22 protein-coding genes are annotated in these 17,683 nt (G+C 61.0%); 18 read left to right on the forward strand and 4 right to left on the reverse strand.

The window, feature by feature from the left end; translation table 11 throughout:
* Positions 1-71 precede the first annotated feature (71 nt).
* From NKJ90_RS12415 to NKJ90_RS12425, 3 genes are all read left to right on the forward strand, one after another.
* Positions 72-593 carry a single-stranded DNA-binding protein gene (locus tag NKJ90_RS12415; RefSeq protein WP_023759325.1) on the forward strand — a complete coding sequence of 174 codons (522 nt, stop codon included), beginning with the start codon at positions 72-74 and terminating at the stop codon, positions 591-593.
* A gap of 42 nt (positions 594-635) precedes the next feature.
* Positions 636-905: a DUF2306 domain-containing protein gene (locus NKJ90_RS12420; RefSeq protein ID WP_348626161.1), complete on the forward strand. Its 270-nt coding sequence runs from the start codon at positions 636-638 to the stop codon at positions 903-905.
* A gap of 185 nt (positions 906-1,090) precedes the next feature.
* Complete coding sequence (locus NKJ90_RS12425) at positions 1,091-1,522, forward strand: OsmC family protein (RefSeq protein WP_023759324.1); 432 nt, start codon at positions 1,091-1,093, stop codon at positions 1,520-1,522.
* Between the two features lie 17 nt (positions 1,523-1,539).
* On the opposite strand, the gene NKJ90_RS12430 is transcribed toward NKJ90_RS12425, so the two are convergent.
* Together NKJ90_RS12430 and NKJ90_RS12435 are read right to left on the reverse strand one after the other, a co-directional pair.
* On the reverse strand, positions 1,540-2,169 hold the full coding sequence (locus NKJ90_RS12430; protein ID WP_023759323.1) for a MarC family protein: 630 nt from the start codon (positions 2,167-2,169) through the stop codon (positions 1,540-1,542).
* 147 nt (positions 2,170-2,316) lie between these two features.
* A complete protein-coding gene (locus NKJ90_RS12435) occupies positions 2,317-2,847 on the reverse strand; it encodes a hypothetical protein (protein ID WP_023759322.1) in 531 nt (176 codons plus the stop codon).
* A gap of 84 nt (positions 2,848-2,931) precedes the next feature.
* Here NKJ90_RS12435 and NKJ90_RS12440 point away from each other — a divergent pair, with 84 nt between their 5' ends.
* Together NKJ90_RS12440 and gyrA are read left to right on the forward strand one after the other, a co-directional pair.
* Positions 2,932-3,786, forward strand: a complete 855-nt coding sequence (locus NKJ90_RS12440; RefSeq protein WP_023759321.1) for a helix-turn-helix transcriptional regulator — start codon at positions 2,932-2,934, stop codon at positions 3,784-3,786.
* Between the two features lie 263 nt (positions 3,787-4,049).
* On the forward strand, positions 4,050-6,848 hold the full coding sequence (gene gyrA / locus NKJ90_RS12445) for a DNA gyrase subunit A (RefSeq protein WP_023759320.1): 2,799 nt from the start codon (positions 4,050-4,052) through the stop codon (positions 6,846-6,848).
* 75 nt (positions 6,849-6,923) lie between these two features.
* On the opposite strand, the gene NKJ90_RS12450 is transcribed toward gyrA, so the two are convergent.
* On the reverse strand, positions 6,924-7,076 hold the full coding sequence (locus tag NKJ90_RS12450; protein WP_023759319.1) for a hypothetical protein: 153 nt from the start codon (positions 7,074-7,076) through the stop codon (positions 6,924-6,926).
* Positions 7,077-7,374: 298 nt separating this feature from the next.
* Between NKJ90_RS12450 and coaD the strand changes: the two genes are divergently transcribed.
* The 7 genes from coaD to tgt are packed head-to-tail and all read left to right on the forward strand — an operon-like array spanning position 7,375 to position 11,952.
* Positions 7,375-7,875 carry a pantetheine-phosphate adenylyltransferase gene (gene coaD, locus NKJ90_RS12455; RefSeq protein ID WP_023759318.1) on the forward strand — a complete coding sequence of 167 codons (501 nt, stop codon included), beginning with the start codon at positions 7,375-7,377 and terminating at the stop codon, positions 7,873-7,875.
* A gap of 17 nt (positions 7,876-7,892) precedes the next feature.
* Complete coding sequence (locus NKJ90_RS12460) at positions 7,893-8,480, forward strand: peptidylprolyl isomerase (protein WP_023759317.1); 588 nt, start codon at positions 7,893-7,895, stop codon at positions 8,478-8,480.
* Between the two features lie 27 nt (positions 8,481-8,507).
* Entirely contained in the window at positions 8,508-9,020 is a 513-nt protein-coding gene (locus NKJ90_RS12465) for a peptidylprolyl isomerase (RefSeq protein WP_023759316.1), read from the forward strand.
* Positions 9,021-9,032: 12 nt separating this feature from the next.
* Positions 9,033-9,482, forward strand: coding sequence for a DMT family transporter (locus tag NKJ90_RS12470; RefSeq protein WP_023759315.1), 450 nt, complete (start codon positions 9,033-9,035; stop codon positions 9,480-9,482).
* Positions 9,482-10,570, forward strand: a complete 1,089-nt coding sequence (gene queA / locus NKJ90_RS12475; protein WP_023759314.1) for a tRNA preQ1(34) S-adenosylmethionine ribosyltransferase-isomerase QueA — start codon at positions 9,482-9,484, stop codon at positions 10,568-10,570. Before NKJ90_RS12470 ends, queA begins: the two co-directional genes overlap by 1 nt.
* Entirely contained in the window at positions 10,560-10,829 is a 270-nt protein-coding gene (locus tag NKJ90_RS12480; protein WP_023759313.1) for a hypothetical protein, read from the forward strand. The genes queA and NKJ90_RS12480 overlap by 11 nt, the downstream gene beginning before the upstream one ends.
* Entirely contained in the window at positions 10,822-11,952 is a 1,131-nt protein-coding gene (gene tgt / locus NKJ90_RS12485) for a tRNA guanosine(34) transglycosylase Tgt (RefSeq protein ID WP_023759312.1), read from the forward strand. The genes NKJ90_RS12480 and tgt overlap by 8 nt, the downstream gene beginning before the upstream one ends.
* A gap of 4 nt (positions 11,953-11,956) precedes the next feature.
* Here tgt and NKJ90_RS12490 read toward each other — a convergent pair whose 3' ends face one another.
* Positions 11,957-12,376: a DUF4864 domain-containing protein gene (locus NKJ90_RS12490; RefSeq protein ID WP_023759311.1), complete on the reverse strand. Its 420-nt coding sequence runs from the start codon at positions 12,374-12,376 to the stop codon at positions 11,957-11,959.
* Positions 12,377-12,640: 264 nt separating this feature from the next.
* Between NKJ90_RS12490 and NKJ90_RS12495 the strand changes: the two genes are divergently transcribed.
* The 6 genes from NKJ90_RS12495 to NKJ90_RS12520 all read left to right on the forward strand — a co-directional run bounded on the left by NKJ90_RS12495 (position 12,641) and on the right by NKJ90_RS12520 (position 17,591).
* A complete protein-coding gene (locus NKJ90_RS12495; RefSeq protein WP_010909609.1) occupies positions 12,641-12,877 on the forward strand; it encodes an Lrp/AsnC family transcriptional regulator in 237 nt (78 codons plus the stop codon).
* A gap of 170 nt (positions 12,878-13,047) precedes the next feature.
* Positions 13,048-14,460: a circularly permuted type 2 ATP-grasp protein gene (locus NKJ90_RS12500; protein ID WP_023759310.1), complete on the forward strand. Its 1,413-nt coding sequence runs from the start codon at positions 13,048-13,050 to the stop codon at positions 14,458-14,460.
* 54 nt (positions 14,461-14,514) lie between these two features.
* Positions 14,515-14,874, forward strand: a complete 360-nt coding sequence (locus NKJ90_RS12505) for a four helix bundle protein (protein WP_084025415.1) — start codon at positions 14,515-14,517, stop codon at positions 14,872-14,874.
* Positions 14,875-14,937: 63 nt separating this feature from the next.
* Positions 14,938-15,879 carry an alpha-E domain-containing protein gene (locus tag NKJ90_RS12510; protein WP_023759308.1) on the forward strand — a complete coding sequence of 314 codons (942 nt, stop codon included), beginning with the start codon at positions 14,938-14,940 and terminating at the stop codon, positions 15,877-15,879.
* 52 nt (positions 15,880-15,931) lie between these two features.
* The gene (locus NKJ90_RS12515; RefSeq protein ID WP_023759307.1) at positions 15,932-16,726 is read left to right on the forward strand and encodes a transglutaminase family protein; all 795 of its coding nucleotides are present in this window, start codon (positions 15,932-15,934) and stop codon (positions 16,724-16,726) included.
* 133 nt (positions 16,727-16,859) lie between these two features.
* Complete coding sequence (locus tag NKJ90_RS12520; RefSeq protein ID WP_023759306.1) at positions 16,860-17,591, forward strand: proteasome-type protease; 732 nt, start codon at positions 16,860-16,862, stop codon at positions 17,589-17,591.
* Positions 17,592-17,683 lie beyond the last annotated feature (92 nt).

The raw sequence follows: 17,683 nt of genomic DNA on the forward strand, positions 1-17,683 counted from the left end.
GCAGGCGGCTGACGTCGGCAGCCTGTAAGGTGCTGCGACAAAAATTGGTTTCGGATGAGCGGAGAAATATCATGGCGGGTAGCGTCAATAAGGTCATTCTGGTCGGCAATCTCGGTGCTGACCCTGAAATCCGCCGGCTGAATTCTGGCGAACCGGTCGTCAACATCCGCATCGCGACGTCGGAAAGCTGGCGCGACAAGAATTCCGGCGAGCGCAAGGAAAAAACCGAGTGGCACAACGTCGTCATCTTCAATGAGGGCATCGCCAAGGTGGCGGAGCAGTATCTGAAGAAGGGCATGAAGGTTTACGTCGAGGGCCAGCTGCAGACGCGCAAATGGCAGGACCAGACCGGCGCCGACAAGTACACGACGGAAGTCGTGCTACAGAAGTTCCGTGGTGAGCTGCAGATGCTCGACGCACGCGGGCAGGGTGAGGGCGGACAGGTCAGCGGCTATGCCGGTGGTGGCAGCAGCCGTGGTTCCGATTTCGGCCAGTCCAGCCCGAGCGAAGGCTTCAATCGCGGCGGCGGCGGTGCCAAGAGCGGCGGCGGTGGCGGTTCGTCGCGCGAACTGGATGACGAAATCCCGTTCTGACGACAAATCGATCGTAAAGAGAGCAACCAACGGAGAGAGGCAATGTCGCTGGACCCGCTGCTTGCCGCGCCATCTCCTATACCCTGGCATGCCTTTGCGGCCTTCGCCGCATTGGCGATAGGGGCCACGCAGCTGATGCTGCCGAAGGGAACCCCGCGCCACCGCATCGCGGGCTATGTCTGGGCCGCGCTGATGCTGGTCATCGCGGTCTCGAGTTTCTGGATTCATCAGATCCGCCTCATCGGCCCTTTCGGTCCTATCCATTTCCTGTCGATCCTGGTGCTGGTCACCGTGCCGCTGGCCGTGCCATAATCAGCGCGTCGCCAAGCATCGCAAGGTCATGATTTCGCTTTACGTCTTCGCGTTGATTGGCGCCGGCATCTTCACCCAGTTGCCGGGCAGGGTCATGCACGACGTCGTCTTTGGCGTCGCGCGAGCCGGCCCGTGATCCGATTTAATTCTTGAGGCGGACGAACTCGAGTGGAAGGAAATGTCAGGTGAAAGCACGCGTAAAATGGGTCGAGGAGCGTACCTTCGTCGGCGAGTCCGGTAGCGGCCACAAGGTCGTACTCGGAACCGCGCCCGGGCCGGAAGGCAGGACGCCGGGCCCGAGCCCGATGGAACTGGTGCTGATCGGGACCGGCGGCTGTTCGGCCTATGATGTCGTCCATATTCTCGAGAAGGGCCGGGAAGCGGTCGAGGATTGCATCGTGGAACTTGACGCCGACCGAGCCGAAACCGAGCCCAGGGTTTTCACCCGCATCCATATGCATTTCGTGGTCAAGGGTCGGGCTCTTTCCACCGACAAGGTCAAGCGGGCGATCGATCTTTCGATCGAGAAATACTGCTCGGCCTCCGCTATGTTGGCCAAGACCGCTACGATCACACACGACTTCGAAGTGATCGATACGGGCGTGAGTAGGCAGTAGGGAAGCAGGGACGCCGCTCAGCCAGCCATCAACGCCTTGATGCCGTCGGCGACGAACTGGACGGCAAGCGCCGCCAGGATGACGCCAAGCAGGCGGGTGAGGATCGAACGCCCGGTCTGGCCGAGGATGCGGTCGATGCGCTCCGACAGCACGAACACAAGGTAGGTGATGGCGAGGCAGACGAAGATTATGCCGACCAGGGCAGCCTGCGCGGCAAATCCCTGAAAGGAACCGGAGAGCAGCACGGTCGCTGAAATCGCGCCTGGGCCGGCGATCAACGGGATCGCCAGCGGGAAGGCGGCGATGTTGTGGATCATGTCCTTGGTGATGGCGACGTCGCCGATCTTCTCCTTGCGGTCCTGCCGTCGCTCGAACACCATTTCGAAAGCGATGAAGAACAGCAGAAAACCGCCGGCGACCCGGAAGGCCGGCAGCGTGATGCCGAACACCGACAGGATGGAGGCGCCGGCAACCGCAAACAGCGCCATCACCAAGAAGCCGATGATCGAGGCGCGGACGGAAACCTGCTGGCGCTCCTCGCGGTTCATGCCGCGTGTCACGGCGAGGAACAGCGGTGCCAGTCCAGGCGGATCGATGGTCACGAGAATGGTCACGAAGGCGTTGAACAGACTGTCGAAATTCGGCATTTCTGACCCCTCCCGCCGGGCCATGCCCGCACCATGACAGTGGTAGAGCAAAGCCCGGTCGGTGGGAACCGTCAGCGAAAAGGTCGTTCGCGTATCAAGAACTTCGATGCCGGCGGGACAGAGGGGGCGTGAACGATCGCGACGCTTTCATTCCATTCGGTGCGCCAGGAACTCGACTTCCAGCCGCCATGTCGCGCCATTGTCGTGCGAGCGCTCGCCAAGCCAGCGGAAGCTGTCTTCGGTGATCCGCGAAAAGCTCCAGCGCACAGAGGATCCGGTGCCATCATCGCCCACTTGCACGATCGTATCGCCCTCGGCGTGGCCGAGCTGGCGGCTATAATACTGGTTGCGCGGGTCGCTCCAGAAAATGTGCCAGGCGTCGGCAGTCGGGTCGTACAGGCGCAACGTCGTGCCATAGAACGTCCATTTGCCGAGCGACGGCGAGGGACCGGCATCACGCGCGGGCAGGATCCAGACATCCTGAATCGCGCGGCCTTCCAGGACCCAGCCGAAGTGCACCTCGCCGCGCCCGGTCAGCACCGTGCCGTCATCAAGATGGCGCGAGGCATCGAACATCCAGGCGCCGACGAAGCGGCCGTAAAGGTTCAGTTTTTCGGCAAGCCCTTCTGCTGGTCCGGGACTGTGCAAGGCTTCGGCAAACGAGGATTGGTCGAACATGGCTCCGGTCTCTTCTTGTCAGGAGACCGCAGGAGTAGGCGGTGACGGGGTTCTGGGCTTGGGAAAAATTGCTATATTTCGGTCATGACAGCGACCACACGCTCACTCGCATCCGGACCTAGCTGGCAGGTATCGGATGTGATTTGCACGGCCAGCGCTGGTGATAGGCCGTTCGAGGAAGCACATCGGGATTTCTGTGTCGCCGCGGTCACCAGCGGCACGTTTCGCTATCGCGCCCAACAAGGCACGGCGATGCTGGCGCCCGGCGCGCTCCTGCTCGGCAATCCCGGCACGTGCTACGAATGCGGGCACGAGCTCGGCAGCGGCGATCGTTGCCTCTCGTTCCATTTCGGACCGGTCTATATGGAACGGATCGTGGCCGGCGTGCCGGGCGCCAGGAAGCTGGCCTTCGAGGCGCCCCGCCTGCCACCTTTGCCGATCTTGGCGCCCTTGCTCGCCGAGGCGGAAACCGCACGCGAGATGGCCGACATCGACGCCTTCGAGGAACTCGGGCTGCGCATTGCCGGTGCCGCCGTGGCAAAAGTCTATGGGCCGACGCCTGTCAGGCGCACGCCAAGTCGCCGCGATCAGAAACGGGTTGCCGAGGCGGTGCGGCGGATCGAACTCGATGCCGACGGGCCGGTCTCGCTTGCAGCGCTTGCCGATGAGACCGCGACCAGCCCCTATCATTTCCTGCGTGTCTTCCGGCAGGTCGCGGGCATGACGCCCTATCAGTTCCTGCTCAAGACCCGGCTGCACAGAGCAGCGATGCGGCTGCGCATGTCGGATGATGCGGTCTCGGCGATCGCCTTCGAGGCCGGCTTCAACGATCTGTCGACGTTCAACCGCCGGTTTCGGCGTATCATGGGCGAAACGCCCGGTCAGTATCGCGCCTGCCGTGGTGCATTTCGCGACATCCGGGTCGCTCCGGTCTCGTGAAATCCGCGCCCACCCGCTCAGTGCTCGCAAAGGCAGCCACGGGTCCAATTCATCGCGCTCGTGGCTTTCGCTCAGGGAAAACGGTCGATTGCGGGCTTTTGCCTCGGTGGTGGAGAAACCGCCTTGGCCATATCGTCGCAATCAGTGGTATCCTTTTGAAATTACCACCAAAAATGACACTGGAAAAGTGCCTGACATGTTGGAGTTTCGGCCTTGCTTCCTATATAAGCACCGAGTGATTCCTGATTAGATTGTGATCCGATTTGACCGACCAGAAGACACCGCGCGGCGCCGACGGCGGCCCCACCGGCATCGAGCCGATATCCATCGTCGAGGAGATGCAGCGCTCCTATCTCGATTACGCCATGAGCGTGATCGTCAGCCGTGCGCTGCCCGACGTGCGCGACGGCCTGAAGCCGGTGCATCGCCGCATTCTCTTCGCCGCCCATGAGAGCGGCTACCACTGGAACCGCAAATATGTGAAGTCGGCGCGTCCCGTCGCCGACGTGATGGGTAAATACCATCCGCATGGCGACGCTTCCATCTACGACGCCTTGGTGCGCATGGCGCAGGACTGGTCGTTGCGCGTGCCGCTGATCGACGGACAGGGCAATTTCGGCTCCATCGACGGCGATCCGCCGGCGGCGATGCGCTACACGGAAGCGCGGCTGACCAAGGTTGCGCACGAGCTCTTGGAGGATATCGACAAGGACACCGTCGATTTCCAGGACACGTACGATGCGTCGGGCAGCGAACCGAAGGTTCTGCCTGCACGGTTTCCCAATCTTCTCGTCAACGGCTCGGGCGGCATAGCCGTCGGCATGGCGACCAACATCCCGCCGCACAACCTCGGCGAGGTCTGCAACGGCGCGATTGCCATCATCGACAATCCGGCGATCGATCTGCCGGCGCTGATGGAGATCATTCCGGGACCGGATTTCCCGACCGGCGGCATCGTGCTTGGCCGTTCCGGCATCTACAGCGCTTATGCGACCGGCCGCGGCTCAATCGTCATGCGTGGCAAGGTCAACATCGAACAGCGCGGCAATGACCGCGAGTCGATCATCATCACCGAAGTTCCCTACCAGGTGAACAAGTCGTCGATGATCGAGAAGATGGCCGAACTGGTGCGCGACAAGCGCATCGAAGGCATTTCCGACATTCGCGACGAGAGCGACCGCCAGGGCTACCGGGTCGTCATTGAGCTGAAGCGCGACGCCGTTGCCGACGTCATCCTCAACCAGCTCTATCGCTTCACGCCGCTGCAGACCTCCTTCGGCGCCAATATGGTGGCGCTGAACGGCGGCAAGCCGGAAGTGATGAACCTGACCGATATGCTGAAGGCGTTCGTCGCCTTCCGCGAGGAGGTGATCACAAGGCGGACGAAATTCCTGCTGCGCAAGGCGCGCGACCGCGCCCATGTGCTGGTCGGTCTCGCCATCGCCGTCGCCAACATCGACGAGGTCATCAAGCTGATCCGCACCGCGCCGGATCCGCAGACGGCGCGCGAGCAGTTGATGGAACGGCGCTGGCCGTCCGGCGACGTCGAATCGCTGATCCTCCTGATCGACGATCCGCGCCATCGCATCAACGAAGACGGCACTTATAATTTGTCCGAGGAGCAGGCGCGCGCCATCCTCGAACTGCGCTTGCAGCGCCTGACGGCGCTCGGCCGCGACGAAATCGCCGACGAGTTGAACACGATCGGCGCCGAAATCATTGATTATCTGGACATTTTGTCTTCCCGAGCGCGTGTCCAGCAGATCGTCAAGGACGAGCTTGCCGCCGTGCGCGACGAGTTCGGCACGCCGCGGCGCACCGAGCTCTCCGAAGGCGGTTCGGACATGGAAGACGAGGACCTGATCCAGCGTGAGGACATGGTCGTGACGGTGAGCCATTCCGGCTATATCAAGCGCGTGCCGCTGTCGCTCTACCGGGCTCAACGCCGCGGCGGCAAGGGCCGCTCCGGCATGTCGACCAAGGAAGAGGATTTCGTCACCCGGCTGTTCGTCGCCAACACCCATACGCCAGTGCTGTTCTTCTCCTCGCGCGGCATCGTCTACAAGGAAAAAGTCTGGCGGCTGCCGATCGGCAACCCGCAGTCGCGTGGCAAGGCGCTGATCAACATGCTGCCCCTGGAGCAGGGGGAACGCATCACAACCATCATGCCGCTGCCCGAGGACGAGACCAGCTGGGGTGAGCTCGACGTGATGTTCGCCACCACGCGCGGCACTGTGCGCCGCAACAAGCTTTCCGACTTCGTCCAGGTCAACCGCAACGGCAAGATCGCCATGAAGCTGGAGGAGGAGGGCGACGAAATCCTCGGCGTCGAGACCTGCACCGACAATGACGACGTGCTTTTGACCGCCAGTTCCGGCCAGTGCATCCGCTTCTCGGTCGGCGACGTGCGCGTCTTCCAGAGCCGCAATTCGGTCGGCGTGCGTGGTATCGCGATGGCTAAAACCGACAGGGTGATTTCCATGGCGGTGATCGAGAACGTCGATGCGCCGCCAGCCGAGCGCGCCGCCTATCTGAAGCGGGCGGCGGCCGAACGGCGGCTTGCCGCCGGCATCGCTGCCGGCGAAGAGGAAGAGATCGCGCTGACCAACGAAGAGGTCGGCGAGGAGACCGAGCTTTCCGACGAGCGCTACGAATTCCTCAAGGCACATGAGAAGTACGTGCTGACGGTGACGGAATATGGCTACGGCAAGCGCTCTTCGTCCTACGATTTCCGGCTGACCGGACGCGGCGGCAAGGGCATTCGCGCCACCGATGTTTCCAAGGTAGCCGAGATCGGCCGGCTGGTGGCGACCTTCCCGGTCGGCAATGACGATCAGATCATGCTGGTATCAGACGGCGGCACCGTCATCCGGGTGCCGGTCAACGGCATCCGTTTCGCCAGCCGCGCCACCAAGGGCGTGACCATCTTCAATACGGCCGAAGGTGAAAGGGTGGTTTCGGTCGAGCGGATCTCTGAGCCGCAATCGGACGAGGAAGAGATCGTTGAAGTCGGTACCGAGGCCACTCCTGCGCCTGATGCCGGTCCCGAAGGTGCGGAGTAAGCACGGCATCCAGAGTTCGATTTTGACATAGCAACGCCGGCCCATCGGCCGGCGTGGCAGCAAGTCTGGACCGACTTAGTGGTGACGATACGGCTTGCGGGGGCCGAAGCCTTCGAAGCGTTTGGTGTTAGCCTTGACGCGGACGCGTTGTGCCTCATGATGCAGCCCAAGTAGGGTGGCGATCAGCATGGCGACGGTCATTGCGATGGCGAGCATGTAGATCAGCATGTGCGTGTTCTCCTGCGCCTTACAACGGATAGGTGGGATTTTGGTTTCATCTTATTAAGGCGCAACCTAGTGAACGCTGCGTGAAGGCTCCGTGATCAGCGTGTTCATCTGTCGTCCATGTGCCGGAAAAGGTTCACGGCCGGCGCGCCAATCGGATTTGCCTTTGCGAGAGAGGCTCGCTAGAGCCTGTTCCATCTTGATGGACGGAAGATGGAACAGGCTCTAGCTTTCATTTGAGCATGATCTTTTCCAAAAACCGGTTTCCACTTTTTGGGATCATGCATTAGAAGCACCAGCCATGACTGAACGCATCGCCCTCTATGCCGGCTCTTTCGACCCGCTGACCAATGGCCATCTCGACGTGCTGAAGGCGTCGCTGGCCGTGGCCGATGTCGTTTATGCGGCGATCGGCATTCATCCGGGCAAGCAGCCGCTGTTTTCCTTCGAGGAACGGGTGAAGCTGATCGAGACGGCGACGAAAGCGGAATTCGGCCGCGACAGCACCCGCATCAAGGTCGTCGCCTTCGACGGTCTGGTCATCGACGCTGCCAGGAAGCAGGGCGCGTCGATCATGATCCGCGGCCTTCGCGACGGTACCGACCTCGACTACGAGATGCAGATGGCCGGCATGAACGAGACCATGGCGCCTCAACTGCAGACGGTTTTTCTGCCCGCCAGCCCCTCCGTGCGCACCATTACCGCCACACTTGTCCGCCAGATTGCCTCGATGGGAGGCGACATTCGCCCCTTCGTGCCGGCGGCGGTTGCCGGTGCGCTCACCGCCAAATTCGCAAAATAAGTTTCTCGGAGAAAACCATGCAGCTGAAGAAGCTCGCCTCGTTCCTCGTCGTGTTTGCCGGCCTCGTGACCGCATCGGTCTCGGCTTTCGCCGCCGACCCGGAAAACACCATGATCATCACGCTGAAGGACGGCGATGTGACCGTTGCTCTTCGGCCCGACCTCGCACCCAAGAACGTTGCCCAAATCAAGACGCTGGTGCGCCAGGGCGCCTATGACAACGTCGCCTTCCACCGCGTCATCGATGGTTTCATGGCGCAGACCGGCGACGTCAAGTTCGGCAACATGACGAAGGGTTTCAGCGCCGAGGCCGTCGGCACCGGCGGTTCCGATCTGGCCGATCTGCCGGCTGAATTCTCGCAGACCGAACGCTTCAAACGCGGCGTGGTCGGCATGGCCCGCTCGCAGGACCCCAACTCCGCCAATTCGCAGTTCTTCATCATGTTCGCACCGGCGCCGCCACTTGATGGCCAGTACACCATCGTCGGCAATGTCGTCAGCGGCATGGAGCTGGTGGACAACATCAAGAAGGGCGACGAAGCGGACAATGGCACGGTCACCGATCCTGACCGGATGATCAAAGTGCGCATCGCCGCCGACAAATAACTATGTTTTTTCAAAAGGATATCTGACATGGCCGAAATCAAAGATCGCGAGAACGCGCTCATCATGGAAACGACGAAGGGCAATGTGGTCATTGAACTTTTCCCCGACCTGGCGCCCGGCCATGTCGCCCGCATCAAAGAACTGGCCCGCGAAGGCGCTTATGATGGGGTGGTCTTCCACCGCGTCATCGAGGGCTTCATGGCGCAGACCGGCGACGTCAAGTTCGGCAATTCGACCAAACCGACATTTGCTCCATCCCGCGCGGGCATGGGTGGCTCGGAGAAGCCGGACCTGAAGGCCGAATTCTCAAACGCCAACCATGGCCGCGGCACCTGCTCGATGGCCCGTTCGCAGAATCCGAACTCGGCCAATTCGCAGTTCTTCATCTGCTTCGACGATGCCGCCTTCCTCAACCGCCAGTACACGGTCTGGGGCCAGGTCATCGAAGGCATGGACAATGTCGACAAAATCAAGCGCGGCGAGCCGGTGCAGGATCCCGACAAGATCGTGTCGCTGAAGGTCGCGGCCGACGTCAAGTAAGGGTAATCGATAATGATGGGCGTCGTATGGTCGCTTCTCGGCATCCTGTCCGGCGCCTTCATTGCCATTCAGGCGCCAATCAATTCGCAACTGGCGCGCGATCTCGGGCTTCCGGTCGCGGCGGCGGCGTTTTCGTTTCTATCGGGCGCGATCGTGCTTGGCGTCATCTCCCTCGCGGTGGTGAAGCTGCAAGGCATCTCGCTCGAATGGAAAGCGCCGGCGCCCTGGCTGTTCGTCGCAGGCGGAATGCTCGGCGGCTTCTATGTGACGCTGTCGACGATCCTGACACCGCGCATCGGCGCCGCCGCGCTGATGGCGTTTCTGGTGGCCGGCCAGTTGCTGGCCGGCATGCTCATCGACCGCGTCGGCTTCCTCGGCGTCGCGGTGCGTGAAATCTCGCTCGGCCGCGTTGCCGGCGCGGTGCTGCTGCTGGCCGGAGCGCTGCTCGTCCGGCTCTATTGATGCGCGTCGACCTCTTTGATTTCGAATTGCCGGAGGAGCGCATCGCGCTTCGTCCGGCAGAGCCGCGCGACAGCGCCAAGATGCTGGTCGTGAAGCCAGGCGAGGGGCTCGACGACCGCACGGTTAGTGACCTGCCATCCTTGCTCAGGGCCGGCGACGTGCTGGTGTTCAACGATACCAAGGTCATTCCGGCGCAGCTCAAAGGCATCAGGCGGCGCGGCGAGGCGGCGGCACAGGTAGAGGCCACGCTGCACATGCGCATGGCACCCGACCGCTGGCTGGCCTTCATGCGGCCGGGCAAGCGCATTGCTGCCGGTGACCGCATTCATTTCGGCCATGACGGCAATTCCTGTTTTCTCGGCCAGCTTGACGCTACGGTGATCGAGAAAGGCGAGGGCGGCGAGGCGCTGCTTGGCTTCGATCTGTCAGGGCCTTTCCTCGATGAGGCGCTGCACGCGGTCGGCCACATTCCGCTGCCGCCCTATATTGCCTCGAAGCGCGATGACGACGAACGCGACCGGGCCGACTACCAGACCATCTATGCCCGCGAGGAAGGTGCCGTCGCGGCACCGACAGCGGGCCTGCATTTCACGCCGGAGCTTTTTGCAGCGCTTGACGCCAAGGGCATCGAACGCCGCTTCGTCACCTTGCATGTCGGCGCCGGTACGTTCCTGCCGGTGAAGGCGGACGATACCGCCGACCACAAGATGCATGCCGAGACGGGTTCAGTCAGCGCAGAAACCGCCGACGCGTTGAACGCAGCGAAGGCGAGGGGCGGACGCATCGTCGCCGTAGGCACAACCTCGCTGCGCCTGCTGGAGAGTGCTGTGCGTGAGAACGGTGCCATGGCTGCCTGGTCCGGCCCAACCGACATCTTCATCACGCCCGGCTATCGTTTTCGCACCGCCGACTTGCTGATGACCAATTTCCATCTGCCGCGCTCGACGCTGTTCATGCTGGTTTCGGCCTTCAGCGGACTTGATACGATGCGTGCGGCCTATGAGCATGCCATCGAGAACCGTTACAGGTTCTATTCCTATGGCGACTCAAGCCTGCTTTATCGAGCGGAGACGAGCGATGGACGATGACCTCAAGAACATGGACCGCGACGCCCTGATCGCGGAGGTGAAGAAACTGCGCGCCGGCATTCGTGCCCACCGCGATGCAACAGGGCATGATCTGTGCTGGCATCACTCCGATTTGTGGTCGCTGTTGCCGGAGAGGATCGAGCCGGCGATCGCCGTGCCGCCCTGGCCCAAATTCATGCGCGGCTGCATCCACTACCGGCAGTCGCTCGACAGGCAGGCACCCGGCGCACCGGTCCATGACAAGGAATTCAATGGCTAAGCCGTTCAGCTTCAAGGTTCTGGCGACTGACGGCAGAGCACGGCGCGGCGTGATCGACATGCCGCGCGGTGAAATCCGCACGCCGGCGTTCATGCCGGTCGGCACCGGCGGCACTGTCAAAACCATGTATATGGACCAGGTGCGCGGTGTCGGTGCCGACATCATCCTGGGCAACACCTATCATCTGATGCTGCGGCCCGGCGCCGAGCGTGTGGCGCGGCTCGGCGGCTTGCACGAGTTCGCGCGCTGGCCACATCCGATCCTGACTGACAGCGGCGGTTTCCAGGTGATGTCGCTGTCGAAGCTGAGAAAACTGACCGAAAAGGGCGTCACCTTCCGCTCGCATATCGATGGCGCCGCCTACGAGATGTCGCCGGAGCGCTCGATCGAGATCCAGGGACTGCTCGATTCGGATATCCAGATGCAGCTCGACGAATGCACGGCGCTGCCGGCCCAGATGAAGGAGATCGAGCGCGCCATGGAGTTGTCGCTGCGCTGGGCCGAACGTTGCAAGACGGCGTTCGGCGACCAGCCGGGCAAGGCGATGTTCGGCATCGTGCAAGGCGGCGATAACGCGGCACTACGGGTGCGGTCGGCGCAGGCGCTGAGCGCGATGGGGCTGAAGGGCTACGCTGTCGGCGGTCTTGCCGTCGGCGAACCGCAAGCGGTGATGCTCGAGATGCTCGACATCACCTGTCCGGAACTGCCTGATGACAAGCCGCGCTATTTGATGGGCGTCGGCACGCCTGACGATATCCTGAAATCCGTGGCGCGAGGTATCGACATGTTCGATTGCGTGATGCCGACACGGGCCGGCCGCCATGGCCTTGCCTATACAAGGCGCGGCAAGGTCAATTTGCGCAATGCCCGCCATGCCGACGACCCGCGTCCATTGGACGAGGAGAGCGATTGCCCTGCCGCCCGGGACTATTCGCGTGCCTATCTGCACCATCTGGTGCGCTCGCAGGAGGCGCTTGGGGCGATGCTTCTGACATGGAATAATCTTTCCTACTATCAGAAGCTGATGCAGGACATTCGCACCTCGATTGGGGCCTGCGCGTTCGAAGCGCGCTCGGCAGAGATCGCAGAAGGCTGGGCAAAGGGCGATATCCCGTTGCTGTGAAGCCTCAGGTGCTGAGTGAATTCGAGGCGCGCAGGCTGCAGCCGGTGATCTGGAAGGTGCCGTCGGGCTGCTGCTGCAAGGTGTAGACAGCCTCGTAGTCCTTGCCGTCGGGTCCGACGATAAGCACCTGCTGGACGATCGAACCCGGAGCCGTCTCCTCGACCTTGCCGAAAGAGTAGGTTTGCGGCTTGCGCACCGGCGGATAGCCGTTGGTCACCATGTTCATGAAGGCGTCGACGGTCGGAAAAATCCGTTTCACGTTCGGTGCGGCGAAACTGTAGGCGGTGGCGCCGTCATTGGCGATGAGAGCCTTCAACTGGCCGTCGATGACGGACTGCGCTGCCTTGATCTCAGCGTCGCCGGCAAACGCCGACGACACCAAGATGAATGGAATGACTGCGAATGCGAAAAAGGCGCGGCGCATGGCCTGTCTCCATTGGCTCGCGAAATATCTTCCCTCAAAACGTGCTGTCCGAAGACGCATCATAACATACGCTTGGCGGTGCATCCCGGTTTCAGCGATTGGTGAATATTCATCTCGCCCGGTTAGACGCGGCATGTCGGTGGCGGAGCTGCGGGAACCGCAGCCCGAGCCCAGGCCGGCTGGATACGGATTCCAGCGCTTGAAAGCCCGCCTCCAGTCTGCCAGAAGGGCCGCTTGGACTTGGATGTTTAGCGGGACGAAGCCATGAAGGCATTTTTCGTGCAGATCAAATGCGAACTGGGCAAATCCTATGAGGTTGCCAGCGCGCTTGCCGATGCCGAGATCGCTTCGGAAATCTACTCCACCGCCGGCAACTACGATCTGCTCGCCAAATTCTATGTCGACGACGAGGAAGACGTCGGTCATTTCGTCAACGAGAAGGTGCAGATTCTCCCCGGCATCAAAGACACATTCACCGTCGTCACGTTCCGCGCTTTCTAGCTGGAAAACCACTTGCCCGGACACGAGGCAAAGCCTGATTACTGTTGTATTTCAGCTGCCTCAATTTTAGGCAGCCGCAACATACTGATCGTGCGTATCTCCCAAATCACCGATTGCGCTTGATTTTCTCCGGCGACGCCAGTGAAATGGTGTCACAGGGGAGTATGCGATTGGCAGCGTTCGATGAAATGCTTCCGGAAGTTTCCGGATTGAGAAGACCGTATTCGGCTTATGATCGCTGGCTGAAGGAGCAGGATCCGGCCAGGCTTACCGAGAAGATGCAGGACGCCGAACGCGTCTTCCGCAAGACCGGCATCACCTTCGCCGTCTATGGCGAGCAGGAAGCCTCCGAACGGCTGATCCCTTTCGACATCGTTCCCCGCATCATTTCGGGCAATGAGTGGCGGCGTCTCACGCAAGGCATCGAGCAGCGCGTGCAGGCGCTGAACGCGTTCCTCGACGACATCTACCATCGCCAGGAAATCCTGCGCGCCGGGCGCGTCCCAAGGGAACTGATCGCCAGGAACGAAGCATTCCTGCCGGAAATGATCGGGGTCAGGCCGCCGGCCGGCGTCTACACTCACATTATCGGCGTCGACATCGTCCGCATCTCAGAGGACGAATTCTATGTGCTGGAGGACAATGCGCGCACGCCGTCGGGCGTCTCCTACATGCTGGAGAACCGCGAGACGATGATGCAGCTGTTCCCCGAGCTGTTCCAGAAAATCAAGGTGCGGCCTGTGGAGAACTACCCGCAGCTTCTGCGCCAGTCGCTGGCGGCAGTGCGGCCGCAGAGCACCAAGGGCGCGCCGACAATTGCGGTGTTGACGCCCGGCAGCTTCAACTCCGCCTATTTCGAACACGCCTTCCTGGCCGACCAGATGGGCGTGCAACTGGTCGAAGGCCAGGATCTGCGGGTCGTCGACGGCCATGTCGCGATGCGCACGACCGAAGGCTACAAGCAGATCGACGTGCTGTACCGCCGCGTCGACGATTCGTTCCTCGACCCGCTGACCTTCCGCCCTGACTCTACACTTGGCATACCTGGCATCATGGATGTCTATCGTGCCGGCAACATCACCATCGCCAATGCGCCGGGCACCGGTATCGCCGACGACAAGGCGATCTATTCCTACATGCCCGAGATCATCGAATTCTATACCGGCCGCAAGGCGATCCTCGGCAACATTCCGACCTGGCGCTGCTCGGAACCCGACAGCCTGAAATATGTGCTCGAACACATCGATGAGCTGGTGATCAAGGAAGTCCATGGGTCCGGCGGCTACGGCATGCTGGTTGGGCCGGCGGCGACCAAGAAAGAATGCGAGACGTTTGCCAAGAAGCTGGCGGCCAAACCCTCCAATTACATCGCCCAACCGACATTGGCGCTGTCGACATGCCCGATCCTGACGGAAAAAGGGCTGGCTCCACGCCACGTCGATCTCAGGCCCTACGTGCTGGTCTCCGACCGCATCCAGATCGTCCCCGGCGGGCTAACCCGCGTCGCGCTGAAGGAAGGCTCGCTGGTCGTCAACTCCTCGCAAGGCGGCGGGACGAAGGATACGTGGGTGCTGGATGATTAGAGCGAATAGCGAATAGTGAATAGCGAATAGGGGAAGGAGGGCAGCAAGACGGCGATCAATTCTTACAGGGACTTAATTGTCTGGAAGGCAGCCGTCGAGTTGGCTGTAGATTGTTATTCCGTAACGAAAGCCTTCCCAACCGGCGAAATCTACGGGATGACCTCTCAGATGCGGCGGTCGTCCGTATCAATTGCCGAGAACATCGCCGAAGGACATGGGCGAGAAAATACAGGATCATTCATTCAGTTTCTGCGCATGGCGCAGGGATCTCTCAAAGAGTTGGAAACACACCTGATCTTGTCTGAAAAAGTAGGGTTAATGGTTGAGGCGGAGGTGGTGCGTTTGCTTAGCAAAGCCGATGAGATCGGGAAAATGCTGCGTTCCATGATCAGGAGTTTGCAACAAAAGTCATGAAGCCGATATTCCGCTATTCGCTACTCGCTATTCGCTATTCGCTCAAAATCGGGGCACGTTGACATGCTTCTCGGCCGCACCGCCAACGGGCTTTACTGGATGAACCGCTACATAGAGCGGGCGGAGAATATGGCGCGGCTGGTCGATGCCGGCCTGCGCATGGCGCTGACCCGCACCCAGAGCGCGTCGGAAGAGTGGAATTCGGTGCTGCTCAGCGCCGGTTCCGACATCACCTTCAGCCAGAAATATTCTGACTATACCGCCGCCAATGTCGCCGACTTTCTTTTGCGCGACACGTCGAATCCCTCGAGCACAATGTCTTCGATCGAAACGGCCCGCAACAATGCCCGCATGGTGCGCACCGCGCTGACGCGCGAGACCTGGGAAAGCATCAACGAAGCCTGGATGGCGCTGAAGCGGATGCTGGCAAGGCCGATCGACGAGCGCGACCTACCCAGCGTGCTCGACGCCATCAAGCGCGAGACGGCGCTGATCCGCGGCTCGTTCTATGGCACCATGCTGCGCAACGAGATCTTCGATTTCTCGCAGCTCGGCACCTATGTCGAGCGCGCCGACAACACGGCGCGCATCCTCGACGTGAAATACTACGTGCTCTTGCCGTCGATCTCCTGGGTCGGCTCGACGCTCGACAACTACCAGTGGGAATCGATCCTGCGTTCGGTGTCGGCGCATCGCTCCTATCGCTGGGTCTATGATGCCGACTACAAACCGACCAACATTGCCGACTATCTGATCCTCAATGTCCGCATGCCGCGTTCTCTGACCTTCTGCTATCGCTTCCTGTCCGAACATCTGAAGTTCCTCGGCGACGACTATGGCGAGCGCCATGCCTGCCACGCGACGGCGGACAAGACGCAGGCCATGCTTAGAGCAGGATCGATCAAGGACATATTCGACGCGGGCCTGCATGAATTCCTGGCCAATTTCATTCGCGACAACACCAGGCTTGGCGACGAGATCGCGCAGGACTACCGGTTCAATTGAGCATGACTCCGAAAAGTGGGACAAGATCATGCTCACAGGCGGGACATAGCGCATGCGGCTGAAGATCACCCACCGGACCGAATACCGCTACGATGCACCGGTGCACTATCTGTTGCAGCGCTTGCGGCTGCTTCCGGTCAGCGGATCGACGCAGACCGTTCTGTCCTGGGCTCTGACCATCGAAGGCGCGCGCGAAGAGGTTCGCTTTGTGGACCATTTCGGCAATGACACAAGGCTGCTGAGCGTCGAGGGTGAGCGCGACTTCATCACGGTGGAAGCATCAGGCGAAGTGGTGACGCGCGACACGGCAGGCGTCTCCGGACCACACCAAGGCTTCACGCCGCTCTGGCTGTACAGCCATGAAACGCCATTGACGGCGATCGGCAGCGGTGTTCGCGAACTCGCCGCATCGATCGGCAAGGGCACTGACATCGAAAGGCTGCACCGGCTGATGGCAGTTATCGGCGAGCGCGTCGCCTACACGTCCGGCACTACCAATGCGACGACGCCCGCGGAGGAAGCCTTGGCGCTCAAAACCGGTGTCTGCCAGGATCACACCCATATCTTTGCCGCCGCGGCGCGCGCCATGGGCTTTCCAGCCCGCTATGTCAGCGGCTATCTGATGCTGGATGCGACGGTCGAGCAGGCCGCAAGCCATGCCTGGGCCGAAGCGCATGTTTCGGGCCTCGGCTGGGTTGCCTTCGATGCCGCCAATGGCATTTCGCCTGACGAGCGTTATGTAAAGGTGGCGACGGGACGCGATTACCGCGACGCTACGCCGGTGTCGGGAATTCGGCTGGGACAGGCGGAAGAACAGCTTGCCGTCACCGTCACGGTGGAGCAGTAATCCTTCGCAAGATTGCCGGTGGGGCGGTTCGTCGTTTCACGAAAACGATGAACCACTCCACTTGTTTTGTTTGGAGCAATTCCGGGCGGAAAACCGCCTTACACTTTTTCTGGAATTGCTCTAGGGAGATTCCATGACTTATTGCGTTGGCCTGAAGATCGATCGCGGGCTCGTGTTCATGTCCGACACGCGCACCAATGCCGGCATGGATTCGATTTCCACCTTCCGAAAGATGCATGTCTGGGAGCAGCCGGGAGAGCGCGTCATCGTGCTGATGTCGGCGGGCAACCTGGCGACGACGCAGGCCGTGGTCAGCCTGCTTGACGAACGCACCAAGGCCGTTGCCGATCGTCACGCCACGCTGCTGGAGACGCCATCAATGTATCAGACGGTGCGGCTGGTCGGCGATACAGTCAAGGAGGTCATCGCCAATTCGTCGCCTGCGGGCGAAAAGGCAGATTCCTACTTTAATGCCTCCTTCATCCTCGGCGGCCAGATCAAGGGCAGCGAACCGCGCCTGTTCATGATCTACCCCGAAGGCAATTTCATTGAATCGACCGATGACACGCCGTTCTTCCAGATCGGCGAGACCAAATACGGCAAGCCCATCATCATCCGCGCCTATGAAAAGTCGATGAGCCTTGCCGAGACGGTGAAGCTGCTGCTGGTGTCGTTCGATTCGACGTTGAAGTCGAACCTGTCGGTCGGCTTGCCGCTCGACCTGCTCTTCCTTGAGAAGGACGCCTTCACGGTCGGGTTGAAGAAGCGGTTCGGTCAGGACGATCAGTACTATCGCACGATCTCGGACGGCTGGTCGAATGCGCTGAAGACGGCTTTTGCCAGCCTGCCGGAATTCCCTGGATAGCGAAGACGCGCCTCTGTTCCTTCCTGCCAGGTACACCTGCGTCGGGCGCGTCTTGCTCGAAGCGATTTAACGCACAGAAATAGGTATGAGTA

This window comes from Mesorhizobium sp. M0051, from assembly GCF_040323235.1.
Lineage (GTDB): Bacteria > Pseudomonadota > Alphaproteobacteria > Rhizobiales > Rhizobiaceae > Mesorhizobium.

What these genes read in the sequence shown, in the direction of transcription:
- NKJ90_RS12490 (WP_023759311.1), bottom strand. Translation starts at nt 12,376, where the DNA reads ATGCGCCGCGCCTTTTTCGCATTCGCAGTCATTCCATTCATCTTGGTG.
- NKJ90_RS12430 (WP_023759323.1), bottom strand. Translation starts at nt 2,169, where the DNA reads ATGCCGAATTTCGACAGTCTGTTCAACGCCTTCGTGACCATTCTCGTG.
- coaD (WP_023759318.1), top strand. Translation starts at nt 7,375, where the DNA reads ATGACTGAACGCATCGCCCTCTATGCCGGCTCTTTCGACCCGCTGACC.
- tgt (WP_023759312.1), top strand. Translation starts at nt 10,822, where the DNA reads ATGGCTAAGCCGTTCAGCTTCAAGGTTCTGGCGACTGACGGCAGAGCA.
- NKJ90_RS12495 (WP_010909609.1), top strand. Translation starts at nt 12,641, where the DNA reads ATGAAGGCATTTTTCGTGCAGATCAAATGCGAACTGGGCAAATCCTAT.
- NKJ90_RS12460 (WP_023759317.1), top strand. Translation starts at nt 7,893, where the DNA reads ATGCAGCTGAAGAAGCTCGCCTCGTTCCTCGTCGTGTTTGCCGGCCTC.
- NKJ90_RS12435 (WP_023759322.1), bottom strand. Translation starts at nt 2,847, where the DNA reads ATGTTCGACCAATCCTCGTTTGCCGAAGCCTTGCACAGTCCCGGACCA.
- NKJ90_RS12470 (WP_023759315.1), top strand. Translation starts at nt 9,033, where the DNA reads ATGATGGGCGTCGTATGGTCGCTTCTCGGCATCCTGTCCGGCGCCTTC.
- NKJ90_RS12420 (WP_348626161.1), top strand. Translation starts at nt 636, where the DNA reads ATGTCGCTGGACCCGCTGCTTGCCGCGCCATCTCCTATACCCTGGCAT.
- NKJ90_RS12510 (WP_023759308.1), top strand. Translation starts at nt 14,938, where the DNA reads ATGCTTCTCGGCCGCACCGCCAACGGGCTTTACTGGATGAACCGCTAC.
- NKJ90_RS12520 (WP_023759306.1), top strand. Translation starts at nt 16,860, where the DNA reads ATGACTTATTGCGTTGGCCTGAAGATCGATCGCGGGCTCGTGTTCATG.
- NKJ90_RS12515 (WP_023759307.1), top strand. Translation starts at nt 15,932, where the DNA reads ATGCGGCTGAAGATCACCCACCGGACCGAATACCGCTACGATGCACCG.
- NKJ90_RS12440 (WP_023759321.1), top strand. Translation starts at nt 2,932, where the DNA reads ATGACAGCGACCACACGCTCACTCGCATCCGGACCTAGCTGGCAGGTA.
- NKJ90_RS12415 (WP_023759325.1), top strand. Translation starts at nt 72, where the DNA reads ATGGCGGGTAGCGTCAATAAGGTCATTCTGGTCGGCAATCTCGGTGCT.
- NKJ90_RS12465 (WP_023759316.1), top strand. Translation starts at nt 8,508, where the DNA reads ATGGCCGAAATCAAAGATCGCGAGAACGCGCTCATCATGGAAACGACG.
- NKJ90_RS12480 (WP_023759313.1), top strand. Translation starts at nt 10,560, where the DNA reads ATGGACGATGACCTCAAGAACATGGACCGCGACGCCCTGATCGCGGAG.
- queA (WP_023759314.1), top strand. Translation starts at nt 9,482, where the DNA reads ATGCGCGTCGACCTCTTTGATTTCGAATTGCCGGAGGAGCGCATCGCG.
- NKJ90_RS12450 (WP_023759319.1), bottom strand. Translation starts at nt 7,076, where the DNA reads ATGCTGATCTACATGCTCGCCATCGCAATGACCGTCGCCATGCTGATC.